At 55.2% G+C, this 23713-nt stretch carries 23 protein-coding genes and 1 riboswitch; of the genes, 5 read left to right on the top strand and 18 right to left on the bottom strand.

Annotated features, from left to right (window positions below):
* The 7 genes from OGY17_RS04990 to moaA form a co-directional block, all read right to left on the bottom strand.
* On the bottom strand, positions 1-455 hold a 455-nt coding region (locus OGY17_RS04990), incomplete at its 3' end, for an IS110 family transposase (RefSeq protein ID WP_267445968.1).
* A 230-nt stretch (positions 456-685) separates the two neighbouring features.
* Positions 686-1390, bottom strand: a complete 705-nt coding sequence (locus OGY17_RS04995) for a Bax inhibitor-1/YccA family protein (protein WP_003831536.1) — start codon at positions 1388-1390, stop codon at positions 686-688.
* A gap of 41 nt (positions 1391-1431) precedes the next feature.
* Entirely contained in the window at positions 1432-1884 is a 453-nt protein-coding gene (gene moaE / locus OGY17_RS05000; RefSeq protein ID WP_008784190.1) for a molybdopterin synthase catalytic subunit MoaE, read from the bottom strand.
* A 1-nt stretch (position 1885) separates the two neighbouring features.
* Positions 1886-2131, bottom strand: a complete 246-nt coding sequence (gene moaD / locus OGY17_RS05005; protein WP_003831530.1) for a molybdopterin synthase sulfur carrier subunit — start codon at positions 2129-2131, stop codon at positions 1886-1888.
* Positions 2124-2609, bottom strand: a complete 486-nt coding sequence (gene moaC, locus OGY17_RS05010) for a cyclic pyranopterin monophosphate synthase MoaC (RefSeq protein WP_003035188.1) — start codon at positions 2607-2609, stop codon at positions 2124-2126. The genes moaD and moaC overlap by 8 nt, the downstream gene beginning before the upstream one ends.
* Before the next feature lie 2 nt (positions 2610-2611).
* A complete protein-coding gene (moaB, locus tag OGY17_RS05015) occupies positions 2612-3124 on the bottom strand; it encodes a molybdenum cofactor biosynthesis protein B (protein ID WP_003035187.1) in 513 nt (170 codons plus the stop codon).
* A 19-nt stretch (positions 3125-3143) separates the two neighbouring features.
* Positions 3144-4133 carry a GTP 3',8-cyclase MoaA gene (gene moaA, locus OGY17_RS05020; protein WP_149617946.1) on the bottom strand — a complete coding sequence of 330 codons (990 nt, stop codon included), beginning with the start codon at positions 4131-4133 and terminating at the stop codon, positions 3144-3146.
* A riboswitch (molybdenum cofactor riboswitch) is annotated at positions 4121-4266 on the bottom strand. It overlaps the preceding gene by 13 nt.
* A gap of 329 nt (positions 4267-4595) precedes the next feature.
* On the opposite strand from moaA, the gene yvcK reads away from it, so the two are divergent.
* Positions 4596-5504: a uridine diphosphate-N-acetylglucosamine-binding protein YvcK gene (gene yvcK, locus OGY17_RS05025; RefSeq protein ID WP_003831525.1), complete on the top strand. Its 909-nt coding sequence runs from the start codon at positions 4596-4598 to the stop codon at positions 5502-5504.
* A gap of 121 nt (positions 5505-5625) precedes the next feature.
* Here yvcK and uvrB read toward each other — a convergent pair whose 3' ends face one another.
* Positions 5626-7647: an excinuclease ABC subunit UvrB gene (gene uvrB / locus OGY17_RS05030; RefSeq protein WP_008784186.1), complete on the bottom strand. Its 2022-nt coding sequence runs from the start codon at positions 7645-7647 to the stop codon at positions 5626-5628.
* 768 nt (positions 7648-8415) lie between these two features.
* Here uvrB and OGY17_RS05035 point away from each other — a divergent pair.
* Positions 8416-9138 (top strand): ABC transporter ATP-binding protein, encoded by a 723-nt coding sequence (locus OGY17_RS05035; protein WP_008784184.1) that lies wholly within the window; start codon positions 8416-8418, stop codon positions 9136-9138.
* Here the strand turns inward: OGY17_RS05035 and bioD are convergent.
* The 4 genes from bioD to bioB are packed head-to-tail and all read right to left on the bottom strand — an operon-like array spanning position 9104 to position 12728.
* On the bottom strand, positions 9104-9802 hold the full coding sequence (bioD, locus tag OGY17_RS05040; RefSeq protein ID WP_234102600.1) for a dethiobiotin synthase: 699 nt from the start codon (positions 9800-9802) through the stop codon (positions 9104-9106). The genes OGY17_RS05035 and bioD overlap by 35 nt on opposite strands.
* The gene (bioC, locus tag OGY17_RS05045) at positions 9795-10550 is read right to left on the bottom strand and encodes a malonyl-ACP O-methyltransferase BioC (protein WP_234102601.1); all 756 of its coding nucleotides are present in this window, start codon (positions 10548-10550) and stop codon (positions 9795-9797) included. Before bioC ends, bioD begins: the two co-directional genes overlap by 8 nt.
* On the bottom strand, positions 10534-11691 hold the full coding sequence (gene bioF / locus OGY17_RS05050) for an 8-amino-7-oxononanoate synthase (RefSeq protein WP_275158107.1): 1158 nt from the start codon (positions 11689-11691) through the stop codon (positions 10534-10536). The genes bioC and bioF overlap by 17 nt, the downstream gene beginning before the upstream one ends.
* A complete protein-coding gene (gene bioB / locus OGY17_RS05055; RefSeq protein WP_286606537.1) occupies positions 11688-12728 on the bottom strand; it encodes a biotin synthase BioB in 1041 nt (346 codons plus the stop codon). Before bioB ends, bioF begins: the two co-directional genes overlap by 4 nt.
* A 76-nt stretch (positions 12729-12804) precedes the next feature.
* Between bioB and bioA the strand changes: the two genes are divergently transcribed.
* Entirely contained in the window at positions 12805-14094 is a 1290-nt protein-coding gene (bioA, locus tag OGY17_RS05060; protein WP_286606539.1) for an adenosylmethionine--8-amino-7-oxononanoate transaminase, read from the top strand.
* Positions 14095-14151: 57 nt separating this feature from the next.
* Positions 14152-14628 carry a kinase inhibitor gene (locus OGY17_RS05065; protein ID WP_048214637.1) on the top strand — a complete coding sequence of 159 codons (477 nt, stop codon included), beginning with the start codon at positions 14152-14154 and terminating at the stop codon, positions 14626-14628.
* A 95-nt stretch (positions 14629-14723) separates the two neighbouring features.
* Here OGY17_RS05065 and hutH read toward each other — a convergent pair whose 3' ends face one another.
* The 5 genes from hutH to hutI all read right to left on the bottom strand — a co-directional run bounded on the left by hutH (position 14724) and on the right by hutI (position 21037).
* Positions 14724-16244: a histidine ammonia-lyase gene (gene hutH, locus OGY17_RS05070; RefSeq protein WP_048226039.1), complete on the bottom strand. Its 1521-nt coding sequence runs from the start codon at positions 16242-16244 to the stop codon at positions 14724-14726.
* A 1-nt stretch (position 16245) separates the two neighbouring features.
* Positions 16246-17931, bottom strand: a complete 1686-nt coding sequence (gene hutU / locus OGY17_RS05075) for a urocanate hydratase (protein ID WP_071445165.1) — start codon at positions 17929-17931, stop codon at positions 16246-16248.
* 137 nt (positions 17932-18068) lie between these two features.
* Entirely contained in the window at positions 18069-18788 is a 720-nt protein-coding gene (locus OGY17_RS05080; protein ID WP_003831502.1) for a histidine utilization repressor, read from the bottom strand.
* Positions 18789-18875: 87 nt separating this feature from the next.
* Complete coding sequence (gene hutG / locus OGY17_RS05085) at positions 18876-19817, bottom strand: formimidoylglutamase (protein WP_286606546.1); 942 nt, start codon at positions 19815-19817, stop codon at positions 18876-18878.
* A complete protein-coding gene (hutI, locus tag OGY17_RS05090) occupies positions 19814-21037 on the bottom strand; it encodes an imidazolonepropionase (RefSeq protein WP_286606548.1) in 1224 nt (407 codons plus the stop codon). The genes hutG and hutI overlap by 4 nt, the downstream gene beginning before the upstream one ends.
* Positions 21038-21261: 224 nt before the next feature.
* Here hutI and OGY17_RS05095 point away from each other — a divergent pair, with 224 nt between their 5' ends.
* Positions 21262-22545, top strand: coding sequence for a putative acyl-CoA thioester hydrolase (locus tag OGY17_RS05095; protein WP_060683743.1), 1284 nt, complete (start codon positions 21262-21264; stop codon positions 22543-22545).
* A gap of 82 nt (positions 22546-22627) precedes the next feature.
* Here OGY17_RS05095 and pgl read toward each other — a convergent pair whose 3' ends face one another.
* A complete protein-coding gene (pgl, locus tag OGY17_RS05100; protein ID WP_020996535.1) occupies positions 22628-23623 on the bottom strand; it encodes a 6-phosphogluconolactonase in 996 nt (331 codons plus the stop codon).
* Positions 23624-23713 lie beyond the last annotated feature (90 nt).

Genomic DNA, 23713 nt, shown 5'->3' on the forward strand with positions numbered 1-23713 from the left:
AGGCGATTCAGTTCCTGCGTACGCATATCCGTCAGTGACTGATGGCGCAGCACCAGTGCCCGTAACGCCCGTTCAACCGGATGCGGAGCTTCCCAGACTGCCGGGCGCTTCTGACGGCAAAACTCTGCCAGCATGCGGGCATCAACGGCATCGGTTTTGCTGCGCAGCCCCTCGCTCTGTGCGAAGGCTTTGCCGAGGGCAGGATTGATGATGGAGACGGTGAATCCGGCATCACTGAGATGGGCGGCCACGTCTTCCATATACGTACTGGTGGCTTCCATACAGATATGCGCCGGCGCCACGTTATGGCTGTTGAGCCAGTGGAGGAGTTCATTGTGGCCCTTCAGGGTGTTCGCAAATTTTTTACTGCGGTGACGGCCATCGGGACGCAGCACATCGACATCCAGCTTGGCTTTAGAGACGTCAATACCGATAAAATGAAGTTCCTGTTCCATAGTGAGACCAACCTTGTGAATGCGGATTACCGGGAAAACCGGTCCATGATACTGTCCGGTTTGTCACTTGTGGAGAACGGCAGTCCGCTGCATAAATCTACAATACAGGTTGTTAACCTAAGGCCGGATACGGCATGCGGACGGCATGGCAGGGAGAACTGGCCGGCCCTCTCTGCACAGAGAGGATAATACAAGGCCGGATAAGCGCAGCGCCATCCGGCAACAGACAATTAACGACGATTGCCGAAAATACGCAGCAGCATCAGGAACAGGTTGATGAAGTCCAGATACAGCGTTAAGGCCCCAAGAATTGCGTATTTACGCAGATTGGAGCTGTCGCGCAGGTCGATCTGCTCACCGATATTTTTCAGCTTCTGCGTGTCATAGGCGGTCAGACCGACAAACACTATCACCCCGATATAGGTCACCGCCCACATCAGCGCTTCGCTCTTCAGCCAGAAGTTAACCAGCGAGGCCAGCACAATACCGATCAGCGCCATAAACAGCATATTGCCGAAGCCGCTCAGATCGCGCTTGGTGGTGTAGCCATACAAACTCATGATCCCGAACATCCCGCCAGTGACCACGAAGGTGCTGGCGATAGACGAGTAGGTATAGACAATAAAGATGCTTGATAGCGTCAACCCGGTTAATGCCGAATAGAGCATAAACAGCGTGGTCGCCATACCCGCGCTCAGCCTTTGCACCATGCCGGACAGAACAAACACCAGCGCCAGTTGAGCGATAATCAGGCCAAAGAAGGTGATTTTGCTGGAGAAGACAAACATCATCACCGCGGGCGTATTTGCCGCATACCATGCGATAAACGCCGTCAGCAATAGTCCGCAGGTCATCCAGCCGTACACCTGCGCCATATACGTTTGCAGGCCGGAACGGGCCTGTACAATAGAATCGGATCGTGGGAATCGGTCCATGACAATCTCCTGAATCAGTATGAGCCTACAACAATTGTACTCTACCAGCGTTTTGCTGCTAGCTTATCGCTGTCGCGGGCATCAACCCAGCGCTCACCTTCCGGCGTGGCCTCGCGTTTCCAGAACGGCGCGCGGGTTTTCAGGTAATCCATAATGAACTGCCCGGCATCAAACGCGCTGCTGCGATGCGCGCTGGTTACGCCAACAAAAACGATCTCGTCACCCGGCCACAGTTCGCCAATGCGATGGATCACCGTCACCCGACCCAGCGGCCAGCGCGAACGCGCTTCGTCGACAATCTCCGCCAGCGCTTTTTCGGTCATTCCCGGATAGTGTTCCAGCGTTAACGCCTTAACGCTGTCACCGAGATTGTGATTGCGCACTTTACCGGTGAAAGTGACTACCGCGCCGTCTTCATCGCGCTCTGCCAGCCAGGGATACTCATCCCCGACGCTGAACGGCGCATGGCCAACAACAATTCGCGTTTCAGCCATTTTAGCCTCCGGTTACCGGCGGGAAGAAAGCGACTTCATCACCCGCGTTAAGAGGATGGTCAAAACTGACCAGCGTCTGATTCACCGCCGCCAGCAGCTTGCCGTCTTCCAGCGCCAGCGCCCAGCGATCGCTTTGCGCCGCCAGATGCTTGCGCAGCGCTTCTACCGTTGCAAACTCGGCGGCAACTTCTAACGCATCGGTGTTCACCAGTTCCCGTACCTGAGCAAAGAAAAGAACCTTAATCATGTGCATCCACCTTAAAATCACCCGATTTGCCGCCGCTTTTTGCCAGCAAACGCACCGGACCAATCACCATATCCTTTTGCACCGCTTTGCACATATCGTAGATGGTCAACGCCGCCACGGAGGCTGCCGTTAACGCTTCCATTTCCACGCCGGTTTTACCGGTCAGGCGACACAGCGTTTCAATACGTACGCGATTGTGCTCCGGCTCGGCGTGCAAATTGACTTCGACCTTGCTCAACATCAGTGGGTGACACAGAGGGATAAGATCCCAGGTCCGTTTGGCAGCCTGAATACCGGCAATACGCGCCGTGGCGAAAACATCACCCTTATGGTGACTGCCGTCGATGATCATCGCCAGCGTTTCGCTACGCATGGTTACAAATGCTTCTGCACGCGCCTCGCGTACGGTTTCCGCTTTGGCGGAGACATCCACCATATGCGCTTCGCCAGCGGCGTTAATATGAGTCAGTTGCGACATACTTATTTCTTCAAATGTGGGTGGAAATTACACGGACGCGTACGGGCATCAAGCTGCGGCGCAATGATATTTTCCCAGGCAGTACGACACGCTTTGGTCGAACCCGGCATGGCAAAAATCAGCGTTTTATTGGCCACCCCGGCAATCGCGCGGGATTGCAGCGTCGCGGTGCCAATCTCTTCAAACGACAGCATACGGAATACTTCGCCAAACCCTTCGACTTCTCTGTCGAACAGCGGTTGCAGCGCTTCCGGCGCCTGGTCCCCTTCGGTTAAGCCAGTGCCACCGGTAATGAGCACCACCTGTACATCGTCACTGGCAATCCAGGCAGAAACCTGGGCGCGGATGGCGTAGCGGTTCTCTTTGACAATCGCCTTATCGACAATCTGATGACCCGCTTCTTGCGCCGAGTCACGCAGATAATGGCCGGAGGTGTCATCTTCTTCGCCGCGACGGTTGGAAACAGTAAGAATAGCAATGCGTGTCGGGATAAATTCAGCGCTTACCTGACTCATGAAAAACTCCTTTTAGCGATCAGCCGCCAATGTAAGATAAGTTTTGCGTAATACCGGTATTGTTCTGATGCAGGAAATGGGTCTGCTTTTTCTCCAGCAGCGCGGCTGAAATACGTTCTTCCAGCGCCGGTTGCTGAGCATCGTCTTCCAGCAAATCACGCAGGCTTACGCCGCCTTCACCAAATAAACACAGATGAAGCTTGCCGACAGAGGAAACGCGCAGACGATTACAGGTGGCGCAGAAGTCTTTCTCATAAGGCATGATCAGACCAATTTCGCCAACATAATCAGGATGACAGAAAACCTGAGCCGGGCCGTCGCTACGCTGTCGGATCTGGTGGATCCAGCCGCGACGCAGCAGCTCATCGCGCAGTACCTGTCCGGAAATATGGTGTTTACGGAAGAGAGAGCTGCCCTCGCCCGTTTCCATCAGTTCAATAAAACGCAGTTGGATTGGTCGAGGTTGGATCCACGCCAGGAAGGTGTCCAGTTGATGATGGTTTACGTCGCGCATCAGCACGGTGTTGACTTTCACTTTTTCAAAACCGGCATCAAAGGCGGCATCAATGCCTGCCATCACCTGCTGAAACTTGTCCTGTCCGGTAATGGCGTGAAACTGACGGGCGTCGAGGCTGTCGACGCTGACGTTGAGCGCGGTCAGTCCGGCATCGCGCCAGGCGGCGGCATCGCGCGCCAGACGATAACCATTGGTGGTTACCGCAATCTGGCGGATGGCGGCGTTTTCGCGCACGGCGGCGATAATGTCAGTGAAGTCGCGACGCAGTGAAGGTTCGCCCCCCGTCAGACGCACTTTTTCGGTTCCCAGACTGGCGAACGCACGCGTGACACGGCGAATTTCATCAACGGTTAAAAAGCCGTTATTGGTGACCCCGCCGGGCTTATAGCCATCCGGCAGGCAGTAGGTGCAACGAAAGTTACACACATCGGTAATCGACAAACGTAAGTAGTAAAACTTACGTGCGAAAGCATCGGTAAGTTGAGAGCCCATGTACACCTTTCCAAATACGGGAGACGTAGTCATTTCTTCCTGCGCCCTGGTGACAAACTTTTTCAAGTCTTGTCACGGCCAAAGCACCGTATCATTTGACCCAGGTGCAGAGGCTAGAGTGTTTATACTCATCATACTTCGAGTTGCAGATGCGTTGGCTTCCGGCAACTCAAATTCTTAAGAGTACTTTGTGGTTATGCCGATACTAGCGTGTAAATGGCGCTTTTGCCATGTACACTTTCGCTGTATAAATATGTATATAGCGATATGATCGTGCAATTTCGCTACAGAATAAGCAAAAATCACAGTTTTGCATTGATATACATCATCTTGACATCAGGTGAGTGTCGTCAGAAAGGAGTAGATCGCAGAAAAAAATTACGGCAGATGCCGACTGGATAATTGCTGAAAACACGCTATTTACGTTACTGTAGCGCCGATCAATTGATATCAGGAAAATATATGCGCACTCGCACGCTGGCAGATTTGGACCGCGTTGTCGCTCTCGGCGGAGGGCATGGATTAGGACGCGTTCTCTCCTCTCTTTCCCCATTAGGTTCCCGCCTGACGGGTATCGTCACCACCACCGATAACGGCGGGTCGACAGGTCGTATTCGTCGCTCTGAAGGAGGGATTGCCTGGGGAGACATGCGTAACTGTCTGAACCAGTTAATTACCCAACCCAGCGTTGCATCCGCTATGTTTGAGTATCGTTTTGGCGGTAATGGCGAACTTTCCGGGCATAACCTCGGAAATCTGATGTTAAAGGCGCTCGATCACCTCAGCGTGCGGCCTCTGGAAGCTATCAATTTAATTCGTAGCCTGCTGAAAGTTGACGCACATTTAATTCCGATGTCGGAGCTGCCGGTGGATCTGATGGCCATTGATGACCAGGGGCACGAAGTTTATGGCGAAGTGAATATCGATCAGCTCACCGTCCCACCTCAGGAACTGATGCTTTCGCCAAAAGTCCCGACTACACGGGAGGCCGTTGAGGCTATCGCTGAAGCGGATTTAATTTTGATAGGCCCCGGCAGTTTTTACACCAGCCTGATGCCGATTCTGTTACTCGATGAAATGTCACAGGCATTACGTCGCACACCGGCTCCGATGGTCTATATAGGCAATCTTGGGCGCGAATTAAGCCTGCCAGCAGCGAGCCTGACGCTTAGCGATAAGCTGGCCATTATTGAACAGTACGTCGGGAAGAAAGTGATTGATGCGGTGGTTGTGGGGCCGAAAGTGGATGCTTCCGCCGTTACCGACCGCGTTGTGATCCAGGAAGTGCTGGAAGCCAGCGATATTCCCTACCGCCATGACCGCCAGCTATTGCATAGTGCGCTGGAGAAAGCAGTGCAGGCGCTGGGCTGAACGGATTTGCCTGATACGCTGCGCTTATCAGGCCTACAAAACGAATTGCTCCGGCATCCGGCCTACGTACGCTATCTACCCCGTAGGTCGGATAAGGGTTTACCCCGCATCCGACACCGCCTTACGATGCCGCAATAAACAACTCGCGCAACTGATGCAACTGGTCACGGATTGTCGCGGCCTCTTCAAACTCGAGATTCTGCGCGTGCTGCATCATCTGCCCTTCCAGCTCGTGAATCTTCTGCTGCAGCGCTTTTGGCGTCATATCCAGTTCGACAACCTCAGACTTCGCGCCTGCGCGTGACTTCCCTTTGCCTTTCGCTTTGGTCTTCGCAATATTCTGACCCAGCGCCAGAATATCGACCACTTTCTTGTTGAGCCCCTGCGGCGTAATACCGTGTTCTTCGTTATAGAGCTGCTGCTTCTCACGGCGACGTTCGGTTTCACCAATCGCTTTAGCCATAGAGGCGGTAATTTTATCGCCGTAGAGAATCGCCTTACCGTTGATGTTACGCGCCGCACGACCAATGGTCTGAATAAGTGACCGCTCAGAACGCAGGAACCCTTCTTTGTCTGCGTCCAGAATCGCCACCAGGGAGACCTCAGGCATGTCCAGACCTTCACGTAGCAGGTTGATACCCACCAGCACGTCAAACTCGCCCAGACGCAGGTCACGAATGATTTCCATACGTTCCACGGTATCGATGTCAGAGTGCAGATAACGCACCCGTTCACCGTGCTCTTCAAGATACTCGGTGAGATCCTCCGCCATCCGTTTGGTGAGCGTGGTGACCAGCACACGTTCGTTAATCGCCGCACGGGTGCGGATCTCAGATAGCAGATCGTCAACCTGCGTCGCCACCGGGCGCACCTCAATGACCGGATCCAGCAGGCCGGTCGGTCTTACTACCTGATCGACCACATCATCGCCGGATTTCTCCAGCTCATAGTTGCCCGGCGTCGCCGAAACGTAGATGGTTTGCGGGGCCAGCGCTTCAAACTCTTCAAATTTAAGCGGACGGTTATCCAGCGCAGACGGCAGACGGAATCCGTATTCGACCAGGGTTTCTTTACGCGCCCGGTCACCGCGATACATGCCGCCAATTTGCGGGATAGTCACGTGAGATTCATCCACCACCAGCAGGCCATCGGCAGGCAGGTAATCAAACAACGTCGGCGGCGGCTCGCCCGGACCACGCCCGGACAGATAGCGGGAATAGTTTTCAATCCCCGAGCAGTAACCCAGCTCGTTCATCATTTCCAGATCGAACTGGGTACGCTGACTTAAGCGCTGTTCTTCCAGCAGTTTGTTATTTGCCAACAGGACTTTTCGCCGCTCTGCCAGCTCAACCTTAATTTCTTCCATCGCCTGAACAATACGTTCGCGCGGCGTCACGTAGTGCGTTTTAGGATAGATGGTAAAGCGCGAAATAGTGGATTCGACCTGTCCGGTAAGTGGGTCAAACAGCGACAAACGTTCGACCTCTTCATCAAACAGTTCCACGCGCAACGCGATGTCGTCAGATTCCGCCGGGAATATGTCGATCACTTCACCGCGCACGCGGAAGGTCCCGCGCTGGAATGCCTGATCGTTACGGGTATATTGTAGCTCCGCCAGACGACGCAGGATCGCGCGCTGGTCGATAATCATCCCCACCGTCAGGTGCAGCATCATTTTCAGGTATAGATCCGGGTCACCCAGACCATAAATCGCGGAAACCGACGCTACGACGACGACATCCCGTCGCTCAAGCAACGCTTTGGTTGCTGACAGACGCATCTGCTCAATGTGTTCGTTAACCGAAGCATCCTTCTCGATGAAGGTGTCAGAACTTGGCACGTAGGCTTCCGGCTGATAATAGTCGTAGTAGGAGACGAAATACTCCACCGCGTTATCCGGGAAGAACTCTTTCATCTCACCGTACAACTGCGCGGCAAGCGTCTTATTGGGGGCCAGCACCATGGTAGGGCGCTGTAGGTCCGCAATCACGTTCGCGATGGTGAATGTTTTCCCCGACCCCGTCACCCCCAGCAACGTCTGATGCGCCAGACCATCCTCCAGACCTTCTTCCAGGCGACGTATCGCCTCAGGCTGATCGCCAGAGGGTTTAAAAGCGGAATTTAGTTTGAACGGTTTACTCATGAGCAGCTACCTGAAGCAATGGGCGGGCAGGTGTGTAATTTTACTCGCAGCAGTATATTTTGCCAGTAAAATATACTGGATGAAAAAACAGTAACGCGCCAGAATATTTCTGTTACGCCAGCAAAATGGCCGTGACTACAGGCTAAAATTTGTCCGCAGGCAAGATAAAACACCAGCAAAAATGTGTTATCCCCAAACCAATGACTTTTTTAACATTTGTCAAGCTACCCGATGAAAGTTTTGTGGCAACACATGACACTTCTGCGACAGCCATTGCATTTATCTAACACACTGTAATTTAATGACTATTATCTCAAGCCGTCTTTCGCATCAATTTAGTCGCAGGCCGCGTCTTCTCTCGCTTACCTTGTGTTTTCTAACTCTAATACACAAGGTTATCCACAGGAATAGTGGATAACTGCCTCCAGCCCGTACGGACTGTAGCCTGGCAAAAACGTCCTGATGATCTTTTCTGGTGGGATAAAAAAAAATTATCGCTATTTTTTGATATTTATCAGCTAACGAAGCGACCTGGGATGGCCGAGATCTTGCTCGCATTTTCATCATTTTCCTGCCTGCACCATCACAACGCCACCAGGCACTGACAATGTGCACACTGCGGCGCTCATCCACAACAAGCCGGATACCGCAACCCGCTCAATACTCTATTCTGCTGTATTTTCCCCTAATTCCGCTTCTGGCAAGAGATTTGCAGTTTTCTCCCGACCATCAGCCCGCAAGGCGGATATCATCATGAGGGAGAAATCTATGTTGAGTCTTCGTGCAGTGAATCACTATTACGGTAATCAACACTCGCTTTGGGATGTCGATCTCGACCTGTTGCCCGGTAAATGTACCGCCGTGCTGGGTCTTCCAGGGATGGGAAAAACCACGCTGGCCAATTGCATCATCGGCAATTTACCGATTGAGAGCGGAACCATGTTCTGGCATCAGGCTGGCGCACCACCTTGCGATCTGCTTCAGATTCCGGCGGCAAAGCGCATTGCGCTGGGTATTAACTGTGTATCGCAGGAACGGCGAATTTTTTCGCAGCTGACGGTAGAGGAAAATCTGCACATTGCGCGCCAGGCGGTTGAGGAAAGCGAAGCGATGAACAGCAGCGATATTTACCGCCTGTTTCCGCAGCTGTTTGTACTGCGTCAGGCCAAAGGGGTGGCATTGTCAGAGGAAAATCAGCACCAGCTTGCACTCGCCAGTGCGCTGGTCACTCGCCCGCGCCTGCTGATTCTCGATGAGCCGACACGAGGAAGTGGCCAGGCGTATATCCACAAACTGGGGAATCTGATTGTGAGGCTAAGCCAGGAGCTTGGCATCGCCATTATGCTCGCGGAGCAGAGCCTGCCGTTTATTCGTCGGGTCGCCGACTGCTATTGCTTGTTACATCGTGGCCGCAACGTGGCTCAAGGACAAATAACACAATTCAGCGACCCGCTAATCAACGACTGGTGGATGCCAGAGACAAAACGCTAAGATCGATATAACGACCTGTCGATGCTCGTTCCGGCTCTTCTGCCAGCCAGGGTATTTCCCCCAGTAGCGGAGCCGCAAGCGCACGCTTTAGCGTCGCCATATATTCAGTATGACGCTTGCCAGGTGGCATCACATCATTGGCAACCCATCCGGCGAGCGTCAGCCCGGCCTGCTGCACCGCCTGGGCGGTCAAAATGGCATGGTTGATACAACCGAGCTTAACGCCAACCACCAGAATCACCGGCAGTTGTTCCGCTTTTACCCAGTCAGAAAAACTCAGCGTTGGCGAAAGTGGCGTAAACCATCCGCCTGCGCCTTCCACCAATACCCAGTCAGCTTGCTCTTCAAGCAAGCGTAAACCCGCAGACATCACTGAAGCCTGAATGGGGCGTCCTTCGTCAGCACTGATGATATGCGGTGAGGTAGGTTCGGCGAAGGTATACGGATTGATGGCCGCATAATCCACTGCCACAACGCTGTTGCGCTGTAGAGCCAGCGCATCGCTGTTTCGTAGACCTTCAGCCGTCATTTCACTGCCTGACGCCACCGGCTTATAGCCGACCGTTCGCAACCCCAACTGTCCCGCAGCCTGAAGCAACGCACAGCTGGCGATAGTTTTACCTACTTCGGTGTCCGTCCCGGTGACAAAATATGTGTTAGTCACGTTGAATTACTCCCAAAAAAAGATGATAGGTCAGCGGATATTTACCCTGCTGACAGGGCCAGGCGAGCTGTAACTGGCGCAACTGCGAGCGGGTCAGCACACGCTGCTCACGTCCATCATGCAAATGCGTCGCGCCAATGCCCTTCAGCGAGCGCATGGCGCTCAGTGCATCATCAAACCACAGCGTGACGGCATGAGACTGGTATTCAACGTCCCAGCCGCACAGAGCGTTTTCCAGTTGCTCCACGGGCAAAAAACGGTTGGCATGCTCCCGGTCATCAACTGCTCGCCACGCCTGACGAAGTTCCGGCATCGACCCTTGCGCCAGCGTACTAAACGCCACCGCCCCGCCAGGACGCACCACCCGGTATAGCTCGCGTAACGCGCCGCGCAGGTCGTTGCACCACTGCACGGCCAGATTGCTCCAGGCCAGGTCGAAAGTGGCAGCGGCCTGCGGAATGGCTTCGATATCCGCCAGCAGATAGTGATGGGCGGCATCGTGACGCTGCGCTTGCGTAAGCATTTGCGCCGACAGATCCAGCGCACAGACCTCGCTCCCCTGCCCCCGCCAGTAGCGACTCATACGCCCAGGCCCACAGCCCGCGTCCAAAACCCGTGAGAACGCCCGGCCATCGAGTTGTGCCAGTAGCGCATCGGCGCTCTGACGCTGAAGCTCCGCATGTTGCTCATAGTGCGTGGCCGCGCGACCAAACGCAGCGGCAATCGCCTGCTTATTGACCTGCGCCATGCAGCACCTCCAGTAAGTTGTCGATATCCTGGACTTCATGCGCCTGGGTCAGCGTAATCCGCAGCCTGGCCGTCCCAACCGGCACCGTCGGTGGACGAATCGCCGTCACCCAGCACCCCTGTTGCCGTAGCGTCTGTGCCAGTTGCAAGGCTTTATGATTGTCGCCAACGATCAGCGGTTGAATAGCGCTGTCTGAATGTGCCAGCGTCAAATCCGTAGTATTCACCCCTGCGCGAAAACGCTGGATCAGCATCGCCAGCTTTTCTCTGCGCTCATCGCCTTCGCGGCTGCGGATCACCGCCAGCGCGGCGCGCAAGGCCTGAGCCTGGGCTGGCGGCATGCTGGTGCTGTAGATCAGATGACGGGCAAACTGCAGCAGATAATCGGCCACGCTATCAGAACACAGGATCGCCGCACCGCTGACGCCGAACCCTTTGCCAAATGTCACCACCAACAGCTCAGGTTTCACCTGCTGTCGGGAGCACGAACCACGCCCTTCCTCACCGCTTACGCCAATCCCATGCGCATCATCCACCAGCAGCCACGCGCCCTGCCGTTTCGCCACCGCGTGGATTTCTGCCAGCGGCGCGCTGTCGCCATCCATGCTGAACACACCTTCGGTGACCACCAGCTGCTGCCCCGGACAGGGGGCTGTCAGCAGACGATCCAGATGTTGGGAGTCGTTATGAGTAAAGCGACGTAACACGGCAGGGCTAAGACTGGCAGCCTCCAGCAGCGAGGCATGGCTGAGCCTGTCGGCAACAATCTTGTCATCTTTTCCCATCAGTGCGGCAATGACCGCCTGATTGGCGGCAAAACCAGAGATGAACAACAGCGCCCGGGAATAGCCGAGCCACTGCGCCAGGTCTTCTTCCAGCGCCTGATGAGCAACGGAATAACCGCTGACATGGCCCGAGCCGCCACTGCCGACGCCAAAATGCTCAGCGCCCTGCTGCCACGCGCAGATAATCTGCGGATGGTGGCTTAAGCCGAGGTAGTCGTTGCTGGAGAAATTCAGATACTGGCGACCGTCGGCCTGCAGCCAGCGCCCGGCACCCTGCGTCACTGCATAGCGCTGACGCAGGGCATCAGCACGACGACGCGCTGTTAGCGCATCGTCAATTTTTTGCTGCCAGGTCATACGGTTGCCGCGTTGTAGTAATCGTCGGTATCCGGGGTACGCAGCGCCTGCTCCAGACGTTGTTGCTGTTCGTTATCGCCCGCCAGTACCGCCGTTTGCTGCGGGTTAAGACCCAGCTTGCGAAATAACAGCAAATCCTTATCTTCGTTCGGGTTCGGAGTGGTCAGCAGTTTGCAGCCGTAGAAAATCGAGTTGGCCCCGGCCATAAAGCACATCGCCTGGGTTTGTTCGTTCATCTGCTCGCGCCCGGCAGAAAGACGCACGTATGAGGTCGGCATCATGATACGCGCCACGGCGATAGTACGAATAAAATCAAAAGCATCTACGTCGTCGTTATCGGCAAGCGGCGTGCCCTTCACTTTCACCAGCATGTTGATCGGCACACTTTCCGGCGGCGTCAGCAGATTCGCTAATTGCAGCAGCAGACCCGCGCGGTCGGTCACCGTTTCGCCCAGCCCAACAATCCCGCCGGAGCAAACTTTAATGCCTGCCTCGCGCACTTTATCCAGCGTATCCAGGCGCTCCTGGTACGAGCGGGTGGTGATGATATTGCCGTAAAATTCCGGCGAGGTGTCGAGGTTGTGGTTGTAGTAGTCCAGACCCGCATTGGCCAGGCGCTGGGCCTGAGATTCGTCCAGCGTGCCCAGCGTCATACAGGCTTCCAGCCCCAGTTCTTTCACTCCCTGAACCATTTGTTCCAGGTACGGCATATCGCGCTCATGCGGGTTCTTCCACGCCGCGCCCATGCAAAACCGCGTTGAACCGGCCTGCTTCGCCTTACGTGCCGAGTCCAGTACCTGTTCAACCTCCATCAACCGTTCCGTTTCCAGACCGGTTTTATAGCGGGAGCTTTGCGGGCAGTATTTGCAATCTTCCGGGCAAGCACCGGTCTTAATCGACAGCAGCGTACTAACTTGTACCTGCTGCGGATCGAAATGCTGGCGATGAACCTGCTGCGCTTCAAACAGCAGATCCAACAGCGGTTTTTCAAATAATTCGGTGACTTGCGACATTGTCCAGCGAGAAGAATGAGCCATATTGGTATACGTTTCGTTGTTAGTTTGGTGTAGACTCGTAAACCTAAATCTTTTTAATTTGGTTTACAAGTCGATTATGACAACGGACGATCTTGCGTTTGACCAACGCCATATCTGGCACCCATACACCTCCATGACCTCCCCGTTGCCGGTTTATCCGGTGGCGCGTGCCGAAGGTTGCGAACTGATCTTAGCCAGCGGTGAGAAGCTGATTGACGGCATGTCATCCTGGTGGGCGGCAATCCACGGTTACAATCACCCGCAGCTGAACGCCGCGATGAAAACGCAGATTGATGCCATGTCGCATGTGATGTTTGGCGGCATTACCCATGCCCCGGCCATTGCGCTGTGCCGCCAGTTGGTGGCGATGACGCCAGAGGCGCTGGAGTGCGTTTTTCTCGCGGATTCAGGGTCGGTCGCAGTAGAAGTTGCAATGAAAATGGCGCTGCAATACTGGCAGTCTAAAGGCGAATCCCGCCAGCGTTTCCTGACATTTCGTAATGGTTATCATGGTGATACCTTCGGCGCGATGTCGGTCTGCGATCCTGACAACTCAATGCACAGTCTGTGGAAGGGGTACCTGCCGGAGAACCTGTTTGCCCCTGCCCCACAAAGCCGCATGGACGGCGAGTGGGACGAACTGGATATGGTGCCTTTTGCCCGTCTGATGGCCGCGCATCGCCGCGAAATTGCGGCGGTGATCCTAGAGCCAATCGTACAGGGCGCTGGCGGTATGCGCATGTATCATCCTGAATGGTTAAAACGCATCCGTAAGATGTGCGACCGTGAAGGGATCCTGCTGATTGCCGATGAAATCGCTACTGGATTTGGTCGTACAGGCAAGCTGTTTGCCTGCGAGCATGCCGACATCACTCCGGACATTTTATGCCTGGGCAAAGCGTTAACCGGCGGAACGATGACCCTTTCTGCAACCCTCACCACCCGCCAGGTTGCAGAAACCATCAGCAATGGTGAAGCCGGATGCTTCATGCACGGCCCAACCTTTATGGGCAATCCGTTGGCCTGCGCCGTCGCCTCCGCCAGCCTGTCGTTACTCGAAACCGGCGAGTGGCGCGCGCAGGTAGCGGCCATTGAAGCGCAGTTGCGGGCAGAACTCGCCCCGGCGGCGGACTCCAGTTGGGTCGCGGACGTACGCGTGCTCGGCGCCATCGGCGTCATCGAAACCACGCATCCGGTGAATATGGCAGCGTTACAGAAGTTCTTTGTCGAACAGGGCGTGTGGATAAGACCGTTTGGCAAGCTCATCTACCTGATGCCGCCGTACATCATCCAGCCCGATCAGTTGCGTCGCCTGACGCAGGCCGTGAACGAGGCTGTGCGCAATGCAACATTTTTTAGCGATTAATCAGCGGTAAGCTCTACGGTTTCTGGCTACACTTTTTGGCTAACGAGAGGAGTCAGCATGAAACTAATCAGTAACGATTTGCGCGATGGCGATAAGCTTGGGCATCGCCACGTCTTTAACGGCATGGGCTATGACGGGGATAATATTTCCCCCCACCTGGCGTGGGATGACGTACCCGCAGGAACCAAAAGCTTTGTCGTGACCTGCTTTGATCCTGATGCGCCAACCGGCTCCGGCTGGTGGCATTGGGTGGTGGTAAATCTGCCGGCTGATACCCGCGTACTCCCGCAAGGATTCGGCTCCGGGCTGGTTGCACAACCGGATGGGGTGATTCAGACCCGTACAGATTTTGGTAAAGCTGGTTATGGTGGCGCTGCGCCGCCGAAGGGGGAAACCCACCGCTATATCTTTACGGTTCACGCCCTGGATGTGGAGCGTATTGATGTCGATGAAGGTGCCAGCGGCGCGATGGTTGGATTTAACGTCCATTTCCACTCGCTCGCCAGCGCCTCGATTACGGCGATGTTTAGCTAAGCTGTGTTGTGCCGGATGTCGGTTTCGCCTCATCCGGCCTACAAAGCAGACCGTAGGCCTGAGAAGACGCGTCAGCGTCGACATCAGGCAATTTTCTACAGAAATTCAGGCAGCAATTGCAGCAGCGTTCCTTGCGCTAACAGCTCGGTCGCGCACTCAATATCCGGGGCAAAAAAGCGATCCTGCGTGTAGTGGGCAACCTGCTCGCGCAGCGCCTGTCGCGCCTGCTCCAGCAACGGACTGGAGGTTAACCCTTCACGCAGGTCAATCCCCTGACACGCCGCCAGCCACTCCACGGCAATCACACCGCGCGTATTTGCTGCCATCTCCCACAGTCTGCGCCCCGCCGCCGGAGCCATAGAAACATGATCTTCCTGGTTGGCGGAGGTCGGTAAGCTGTCCACGCTGTGCGGATGCGCCAGCGCTTTGTTCTCGCTCGCCAGCGCGGCGGCGGTTACCTGAGCAATCATAAAGCCGGAGTTAACCCCGCCATTTTTCACCAGGAACGGCGGCAACTGCGACATATGTTTGTCCATCATCAGCGCAATGCGCCGCTCTGACAAAGAGCCGATTTCCGCAATCGCCAGCGCCAGATTATCTGCCGCCATCGCCACCGGTTCAGCATGGAAGTTGCCGCCGGAAATCACATCGCCCTCTTCGGCAAACACCAGCGGGTTGTCGGAAACCGCGTTGGCTTCAACCAGCAGAACATCCATCACCTGGCGCATTTGCGTCAGACACGCCCCCATCACCTGTGGCTGACAGCGCAGAGAATACGGGTCCTGCACCTTTTCACAGTTATGATGCGACTGCGAAAGCGCGCTGGAGTCGGTCAACACATGACGGTATAGCGTTGCGGCATCAATCTGCCCACGCTGCCCTCGCGCGGCATGAATACGGGCGTCAAACGGACGACGGGAGCCCAGCACGGCTTCTGTGGTCAGCGCCCCGCACACCGTCGCAGACGCAAACAGTTCCTGAGCTTCAATTAACCCGCGCAGTGCAAAGGCGGTGGAAGCCTGAGTTCCGTTGAGCAGCGCCAGTCCCTCTTTCGCCTCCAGCGTGATCGGCTCCAGTCCGGCCTTTTTCAGCGCGTCGGTAGCCGGGAGCCATTCCCCCTGCCAGCGCGCTTTACCTTCGCCCAGTAGCGTCAACGACATATGTGCCAGCGGCGCCAGGTCGCCCGATGCGCCCACCGACCCTTTCGCCGGGATCAGTGGATACACCTCGGCATTCACCAGCGCAATCAGCGCTTCAATCACGCTCAAACGAATGCCGGAAAAACCACGCGCCAGGCTGTTGATTTTCAGCACCATAATCAGGCGAACCATTGCGTCATCCAGCGCCTCGCCAACGCCTGCCGCATGGGAAAGCACCAGCGAACGCTGTAAATTCTGCAAATCTTCCGTGGCGATACGGGTCTGAGCCAACAGGCCAAAGCCGGTATTAATGCCATACGCCGTACGGCCTTCTGCGACAATATTATTGACGCAGGCGACGCTGGCGTTGATTGCATCAATCGCCCCGGCATCCAGGTTCAGTTTGACCGGCTGCTGCCAGATTTCACGTAGCTGGGTAAAACTCAGTTGGCCCGGCGTGAGTGTCATGGTGTTCATATCAGCGTTTCTCCTGCGTCGCAGCAATCATTGGCAAATTCAGCCCTTCTTCAACGGCGCACTCCACCGCAATGTCATACCCGGCGTCGGCGTGGCGCATCACCCCGGTAGCCGGATCGTTATGTAAGACTCGGGCGATGCGCGCCGCGGCTTCATCGGTGCCATCGCAAACAATCACCATCCCGGCATGCTGAGAGAAGCCCATGCCAACCCCGCCGCCGTGATGCAGCGACACCCAGGTCGCTCCGCTGGCGGTGTTAAGCAGCGCGTTCAGCAGCGGCCAGTCGGATACGGCGTCTGAACCGTCGCGCATAGCTTCTGTTTCGCGGTTTGGGCTGGCAACAGAACCGGAGTCCAGATGGTCACGGCCAATAACAATCGGCGCAGATACTTCACCGCTGCGCACCATCTCATTAAACGCCAGCCCCAGCTTTTGTCGCCACTCCAGGCCGACCCAGCAGATACGCGCTGGTAAGCCCTGGAAGTTGATCCGCTCACGCGCCATATCCAACCAGTGATGAAGGTGCTTATCATCAGCCACGATCTCTTTCACTTTGGCATCTGTCTTATAAATATCCTGCGGATCGCCCGACAGTGCCACCCAACGGAACGGGCCTATACCGCGACAGAATAGGGGGCGAATATAAGCAGGTACGAAGCCGGGGAAATCAAAGGCGTTTTCCACGCCCATCTCTTTGGCCATCTGGCGAATGTTGTTGCCGTAATCAAACGTCGGCACGCCCATTTTGCTAAACGCCAGCATCGCCTCAACGTGCGTTGCCATTGAACGTTTCGCCGCCTGCACCGTGCCCTGCGGATCGGACACCGCTTTTGCCTGATACTCTTCCCAACTCCATCCGCACGGCAGATAACCATGCAGCGGATCGTGGGCGCTGGTCTGGTCGGTGACCATATCCGGGCGCACACCGCGCTTCACCAGTTCCGGCACAACGTCGGCGGCATTAGCACACAGCGCAATGGAGACAGCTTTACCGTCGCGGGTGTATTTGTCGATACGCGCCAGCGCATCGTCAAGCGATGTCGCCTGCTCGTCGACGTAACGGGTACGCAGACGGAAATCAATTCGGCTTTGCTGGCATTCAATGTTCAGCGAACACGCACCCGCAAGTGTAGCGGCTAGCGGTTGTGCTCCGCCCATGCCGCCCAGCCCGGCGGTCAGCACCCAGCGTCCGCTGAGGTTACCCTGATAATGCTGACGCCCGGCCTCAACGAAGGTTTCATAAGTCCCCTGCACGATGCCCTGGCTGCCGATGTAGATCCAGCTCCCGGCGGTCATCTGGCCGTACATCGCCAGCCCTTTGGCGTCCAGTTCGTTGAAGTGTTCCCAGGTAGCCCAATGTGGCACCAGGTTGGAGTTGGCAATCAGCACGCGCGGTGCGTTGTCGTGAGTTTTGAATACGCCTACCGGTTTACCAGACTGGACCAGCAGAGTTTCATCGGTCTCCAGTTTGGTCAGCGCATTGACGATGGCGTCATAACATTCCCAGTCCCGCGCGGCGCGGCCAATCCCACCGTATACCACCAGCTCATGCGGATTCTCCGCCACATCGGGATCCAGATTATTCATTAACATGCGCAGCGGCGCTTCGGTCAGCCAGCTTTTGGCCGTTAAGGTGGTGCCGCGTGGGGCACGAATATCCTGCTGACGATATTTGCTATGGGACATGACAGAAAACTCCTCGCGAACGTCGGATAGATAAGAAATATATACTTGTCTATACAAGTCATCGCAAGGATGATTTTAACAATTAAGATACATTTTTATTATATTGCGTCAGCAATCACGGTTTTGATATCCCGACATCAGGACATAAACCGTCCTTGCAGGCGATAGCGGGAACCCGGGAACAGCAAGCGGGCATGAGAGACTATGGACGACGCAGACCAGGTCTTACGGCGGATCAGCAGGCAGGGATCGTGTTCTTTGATATTCAGCAGCGCGCACTCTTCAGCGCTGGCACGTACCGCTTCAACAATATGTTCACCTTCCGTCAGCGGGGCGATCAGTGACAGGTATGCGTGCGGCGTGGTCTGACTGTAATCCTGAGCCAGATACTCCGGCACAATTTCGGCATTCACACAGCGATCTTCAATCTGTACCGGCAGATCGTTCTCGTAATGAACCATGACAGAGTGAAAAATGGAGGTGCCTTCTTTGACGTTTAACACCAAAGCCTGCTGCGCGTTGGCCTGGGTTTTTTCCAGCGTCAGCACTTCGCACCGGTGCTGATGCTGACGGGCGTTGATTTCATCCGCGATGCTGCGGATTTCAAACAGCGCGGACTGACCTTTGGGCTCGGCGACAAACGTCCCCACGCCCTGCAAACGCACCAGTAAACCTTCATCCGTTAACTCACGTAGCGCCCGGTTGATGGTCATGCGGCTGAAACCATACTGCGCCACCAGCTCTGCCTCAGAAGGAATGCGATCGTGAGGCTGCCAGATACCGCTGGCAATTTTTTCGCTGATCTCCTGTTTGACCTTTTCGTAAAAAGGAGCCGGAGCAGAACGGGATGGGAGCATACGTGAGCCTTCCTTAAGCTGAAAATATGAGTGGGTAGAGTTTACAGGCATTACCCGAGCCTGATAAGCGCAACGCCATCAGGTATATCAGTGCCACCAGTGGGCGATTTGCCAGCCTAATCGCGCCGCCACGCGTGCTGCTCTGCCATCATCGTCAAAGCGTGGATTAAATTCAACCATATCCACCGCCAGGAGTTTACCGCTACGACACAGAGGCTCAATCAGTCTCAGCAGCGTCGCCAACGGTACGCCAAGCGCGGCGGGGGCCGACACGCCGGGCATTTCCCACACCGGCAGCACGTCGAGGTCGATTGTCAGATAGATGACATCCAGATTGGCAATGAACTGCGCTAACTGCGCCTGCGCCGTATCACAATGCAGATCCTCCACCACGGTAACACCGAGCCGCTGGGCCTCATCCCACAACGCCTGGGTGTTTGCCGCCCGACTAACGCCGATACAGGCATAGTGAAATTCACGCTGCTGTTCATCGCAAAGCTGCGCCAGCTGGCGAAATGGCGTACCGGATGTAGCTTGTTCAGCTTTGCGCAAATCGAGATGCGCATCGAAGTTGACTATCCCCACTTTCGCCTGCGGGAACGCATCCAGTACGCCCGCGCCGTGCGCAAAGGCAGTTTCGTGTCCCCCGCCCAAAACAAAGGTACGCATGTTCTCGTGCTGACAGCGCTGTACCGCATTGCGTAACGCCTGCTGCGCGCCCTCAAGATCGGGAGCCTGCGCCACAATATTTCCCAGATCCACCAGTCGATTGTGCCCATCGTGGCTGGCTAAATTCGCCAACGCCTTTCGCAACACATCGGACGCTCCCGCGGCGCCCGTGCGCCCCTGATTGCGTTTAACGCCTTCGTCGCAGGCAAACCCGAGCAACGCTATCTGCTCGCGGTACATTTCTGGGCTAAACGTCAGACTTTGCGTGATAGTCTGAAACAGGCGCAGCGCATTCGGCGATTCGGCGCGGTCATCACGTCCCTGCCACAGCGCAGGTGAGGCTGGTTGCCAGTTGGTCATGCTATTTGTCCTTTGAATACGCGTTGGTAGAGCGGATTGCGCCCGGGTTCATACAGGATCTCGACCGGGAGGGTTGCATCCCACACCACAAAATCGGCCACAAACCCGGCCTTCAATTGACCGTGGGTGGCATGACGCCCCAGCGCCCGGGCCGCATGACGGGTTACGCCCGCCCATGCTTCTTCCGGCGTTAGGCCAAACTGAACGCAGGCCATATTCATCGCCCAGTGCAGGCTGATAAACGGACTGGTACCGGGGTTAAAATCTGTCGCTACCGCCATCGGTACCTGATATTGACGCAGCAACGCTACCGGTGGGCGCTGCTGCTCTTTGAGGAAATAGAATGCGCCGGGCAGCAGCACGCCGACCGTACCGCTTTGGCTCATCGCCGCCACGCCCGCTTCATCGAGGTATTCAATATGATCGGCGGATAGTCCGTGGTAGCGGCTTACCAACTGTGCGCCGCCAAGCAATGACAGTTGTTCGACATGGCCTTTAATCGGGATGTCCAGCGCCTGTGCAGCCTGAAACACCCGCTCGCTCTGCGCCAACGAAAAACCAACGCTTTCACAGAACAGATCGACGGTCTCAAACAGCCCTTGTTCCCACAATTGCGGCATAATGGTCTCACACACCAGCGTAATATAGCCGTCAGGATCATCCTGGTATTCCGCTGGAGTTGCATGCGCAGCCAACAGCGTCGGGCTGATTTCAACGATATTCTCTGCCGCCAGCGCTTTCACCACGCGCAATATTTTCTCTTCTGTCGGCAAATCCAGGCCGTAGCCAGATTTTATTTCCAGCAGCGTAACACCTTCTTTGATCAGCTGTTCCATCCGCTGATGGGCTACGTGTAAGAGTTGTTCATCCGTGGCGCTGCGGGTCGCCGATACGGTGGCATTGATCCCCCCACCCTGAGCGCTTATCTGCTGGTAGGAGACACCATTTAGCCGCTGCTCCCACTCACCTGCGCGGTTTCCGCCAAAGACCAGATGCGTATGGCAATCAATCAGGCCAGGCGTAATCAGCCTGCCCTGCATATCAAGAGTATTGTCATGCGTGAGATATAACGATGATTCCGGGACGATATCGCGAATCTTGCCCTGGCGGACGATCAGCGCGTGACCATCCAACAGCCCATATGGGGTACCACGTTCAGGGTCCATAGTCGCCAGACGAACATTGCGCCAGATAACATCATCAGGGAAGAATTGCTGCATTCGACTCACCACTTGTCATAGGTTGTATAGACATTTATTTTTGATTATAGGGATGTTGTCAACCTGAAGAACCATAATTGTTATCTATTTGTGATATAAAGACTCTCCGCGCCAGACATTGCTGCGATAAAAAACAACTTTTTACCTTTTCGCCTTCCCGTTTCGCTCAACTTAGTATAAAAAAGCAGGCTTTAATGGATAACTTTCAAAGCCCGGAGCAACCTGTGAACATATCATCAGTTTCCCGTCTGGCGCTGGCAATGGCTTTTGGCGTGACGCTGACCGCCTGTAGCTCTACGCCGCCCGATCAAATTCCTTCCGATCAAACCGCGCCAGGAACCTCTTCGCGCCCGATTTTGTCGGCCAATGAAGCGAAAAACTTCGTTACTGCGCACTATTTTTCCGCGCTGACGCCAAACACCGCGCCGTGGAGCCCTTCTTCTATTTCTCTGCCTGCACAGCCTGACTTCGTCGTTGGCCCGGCAGGGACTCAGGGCGTCACCCATACCAGCATTCAAGCCGCTGTTGATGCAGCAATCATCAAACGTACTAACAAACGTCAGTACATCGCGATTATGCCAGGCGAATACCAGGGCACGGTATATATCCCGGCAGCAACAGGTAGCCTGACGCTGTACGGCATGGGCGAAAAACCGCTTGATGTGAAAATTGGCCAGGCCATTGACGGTGACATGAGCACCGCGGACTGGCGTCGTACGGTGAACCCAGCCGGTAAATACATGCCGGGTAAACCTGCGTGGTATATGTTTGATAATTGCCAGAACAAACGCGGCACGAATATTGGCGTGATGTGTTCTGCTGTCGTCTGGTCGCAAAATAACGGTCTGCAATTGCAGAACCTGACCATCGAAAACAACCTGGGTGACAGCGTTGATGCGGGTAACCACCCGGCCGTTGCACTGCGTACCGATGGCGATAAAGTGCAGATCAACAAGGTCAATATCCTGGGCCGCCAGAATACCTTCTTCGTGACCAATAGCGGCGTACAAAACCGTCTGGAAAACGATCGTCAGCCGCGTACGCTGGTTACCAACAGCTACATTGAAGGCGATGTGGATATCGTTTCCGGTCGCGGTGCCGTAGTGTTCGATAACACCGATTTCCGCGTAGTGAACTCCCGTACCCAGCAGGAAGCCTATGTGTTCGCACCGGCTACCCTGTCAAACATCTACTACGGTTTCCTGGCGATTAATAGCCGCTTCACGGCAAGTGGCGATGGCGTGGCGCAGTTAGGCCGCTCGCTGGATGTCGATTCCAACACTAACGGTCAGGTCGTGATTCGTGACAGCGTGATTAACGAAGGCTTTAACATGGCAAAACCATGGGCTGACAGCGTTATCGCAAAACGCCCGTTTGCCGGTAATACCGGTGCGGAAGATGACAAAGGTGAAATCCAGCGTAACCTGAACGACACCAACTTCAACCGTATGTGGGAATACAACAACCGCGGTATCGGTAGCAAAGTGGTTGCTGAACCTAAGCAGTAAACGTCATTCTCTGATGTAAACCCGGCAGATTCATGCTCTGCCGGGCAATGTGCCGGATACTCATCCGGCATTAGACGCAATATTAGTACGCGTTAACAACCACCCACATCGGGCCTTGTCCTACCGCGTAACGACCTTTCTCCGTCAACAGTCCTTGTTCGCCAGCAATCTCGTATACCGCGATATGGTGCGATTTTTGTCCGGCTGCAATCAGGTATTTACCTCTGTTATCGATATTAAAACCGCGTGGCTGAGTTTCGGTAGGTTGGAAACCTTCTTTGGTCAACACGCTGCCATCCTCAGAGACGCTAAAGACCGTAATCAGGCTGGCGGTGCGATCACAGGCATACAGATGACGACCATCCGGTGTGATGTGAATATCTGCTGCCCAACGGGTATCCGCGAAATCAGCAGGCATCATATCCAGCGTCTGCACACACTCAATCTTGCCGTACGGATCTTTCAGCTCCCAGACATCAACAGAGCTATTCAGCTCGTTCACGCAGTAGGCATATTGCTTATTCGGATGGAACGCCATATGACGCGGGCCTGCGCCTTCAACGGTAGTCACTTCAGCCGGTTCCTGCGCAACCAGATGGCCATCATCGCTAACGTCAAACAGGCAGATACGATCCTGTTTCAACGCCGGAACCCAAAGGGTACGGTTATCCGGAGAGATGTTGGCTGAGTGGCAACCATCCAGACCTTCTACCACGTCAACCAGTTCCACCGGCAGGCCATCTTCCAGACGCGTGACACTCACGCTACCCGCGTTATAAGAGCCAACGAACACGAAACGTCCCTGATGATCGGTAGAAATATGCGTCGGGCTACCCGGCAGCGCTGACTCTGCCGCGAAGGTCAGCGCTCCGTCATCAGGCGCAATACGATAAGCCAACACGCGAAACTCCGGGCGCACACCAACATAGAGGTAACGCTTATCCGGGCTGACGACCATCGGCTGTACCTGACCCGGTACATCAACCACCTGCGTCAGCGTCAGAGAACCATCGTGATTCAGGCTCCAGACGTGGATTTGCTGACTTTCAGGGCTGGCGGTATAAACGGTTTGCTTCATGAATACTCCTTTGCTTTTTGGCAGGTGGCTGCAATTGCCTGACACACGCCTAAGGTAGACGCTTTTAACGGTGAATGCTTAATTAAGGCT

Source organism: Citrobacter sp. Cpo126 (assembly GCF_030332445.1).
Taxonomy (GTDB): Bacteria; Pseudomonadota; Gammaproteobacteria; order Enterobacterales; family Enterobacteriaceae; genus Citrobacter; species Citrobacter portucalensis.

Coding starts and splice junctions, on each gene's coding strand:
- OGY17_RS04995 (WP_003831536.1), bottom strand. CDS start 1,390: ATGGACCGATTCCCACGATCCGATTCTATTGTACAGGCCCGTTCCGGC.
- moaE (WP_008784190.1), bottom strand. CDS start 1,884: ATGGCTGAAACGCGAATTGTTGTTGGCCATGCGCCGTTCAGCGTCGGG.
- moaD (WP_003831530.1), bottom strand. CDS start 2,131: ATGATTAAGGTTCTTTTCTTTGCTCAGGTACGGGAACTGGTGAACACC.
- moaC (WP_003035188.1), bottom strand. CDS start 2,609: ATGTCGCAACTGACTCATATTAACGCCGCTGGCGAAGCGCATATGGTG.
- moaB (WP_003035187.1), bottom strand. CDS start 3,124: ATGAGTCAGGTAAGCGCTGAATTTATCCCGACACGCATTGCTATTCTT.
- moaA (WP_149617946.1), bottom strand. CDS start 4,133: ATGGGCTCTCAACTTACCGATGCTTTCGCACGTAAGTTTTACTACTTA.
- yvcK (WP_003831525.1), top strand. CDS start 4,596: ATGCGCACTCGCACGCTGGCAGATTTGGACCGCGTTGTCGCTCTCGGC.
- uvrB (WP_008784186.1), bottom strand. CDS start 7,647: ATGAGTAAACCGTTCAAACTAAATTCCGCTTTTAAACCCTCTGGCGAT.
- OGY17_RS05035 (WP_008784184.1), top strand. CDS start 8,416: ATGTTGAGTCTTCGTGCAGTGAATCACTATTACGGTAATCAACACTCG.
- bioC (WP_234102601.1), bottom strand. CDS start 10,550: ATGGCGCAGGTCAATAAGCAGGCGATTGCCGCTGCGTTTGGTCGCGCG.
- bioF (WP_275158107.1), bottom strand. CDS start 11,691: ATGACCTGGCAGCAAAAAATTGACGATGCGCTAACAGCGCGTCGTCGT.
- bioB (WP_286606537.1), bottom strand. CDS start 12,728: ATGGCTCATTCTTCTCGCTGGACAATGTCGCAAGTCACCGAATTATTT.
- bioA (WP_286606539.1), top strand. CDS start 12,805: ATGACAACGGACGATCTTGCGTTTGACCAACGCCATATCTGGCACCCA.
- OGY17_RS05065 (WP_048214637.1), top strand. CDS start 14,152: ATGAAACTAATCAGTAACGATTTGCGCGATGGCGATAAGCTTGGGCAT.
- hutH (WP_048226039.1), bottom strand. CDS start 16,244: ATGAACACCATGACACTCACGCCGGGCCAACTGAGTTTTACCCAGCTA.
- hutU (WP_071445165.1), bottom strand. CDS start 17,931: ATGTCCCATAGCAAATATCGTCAGCAGGATATTCGTGCCCCACGCGGC.
- OGY17_RS05080 (WP_003831502.1), bottom strand. CDS start 18,788: ATGCTCCCATCCCGTTCTGCTCCGGCTCCTTTTTACGAAAAGGTCAAA.
- hutG (WP_286606546.1), bottom strand. CDS start 19,817: ATGACCAACTGGCAACCAGCCTCACCTGCGCTGTGGCAGGGACGTGAT.
- hutI (WP_286606548.1), bottom strand. CDS start 21,037: ATGCAGCAATTCTTCCCTGATGATGTTATCTGGCGCAATGTTCGTCTG.
- pgl (WP_020996535.1), bottom strand. CDS start 23,623: ATGAAGCAAACCGTTTATACCGCCAGCCCTGAAAGTCAGCAAATCCAC.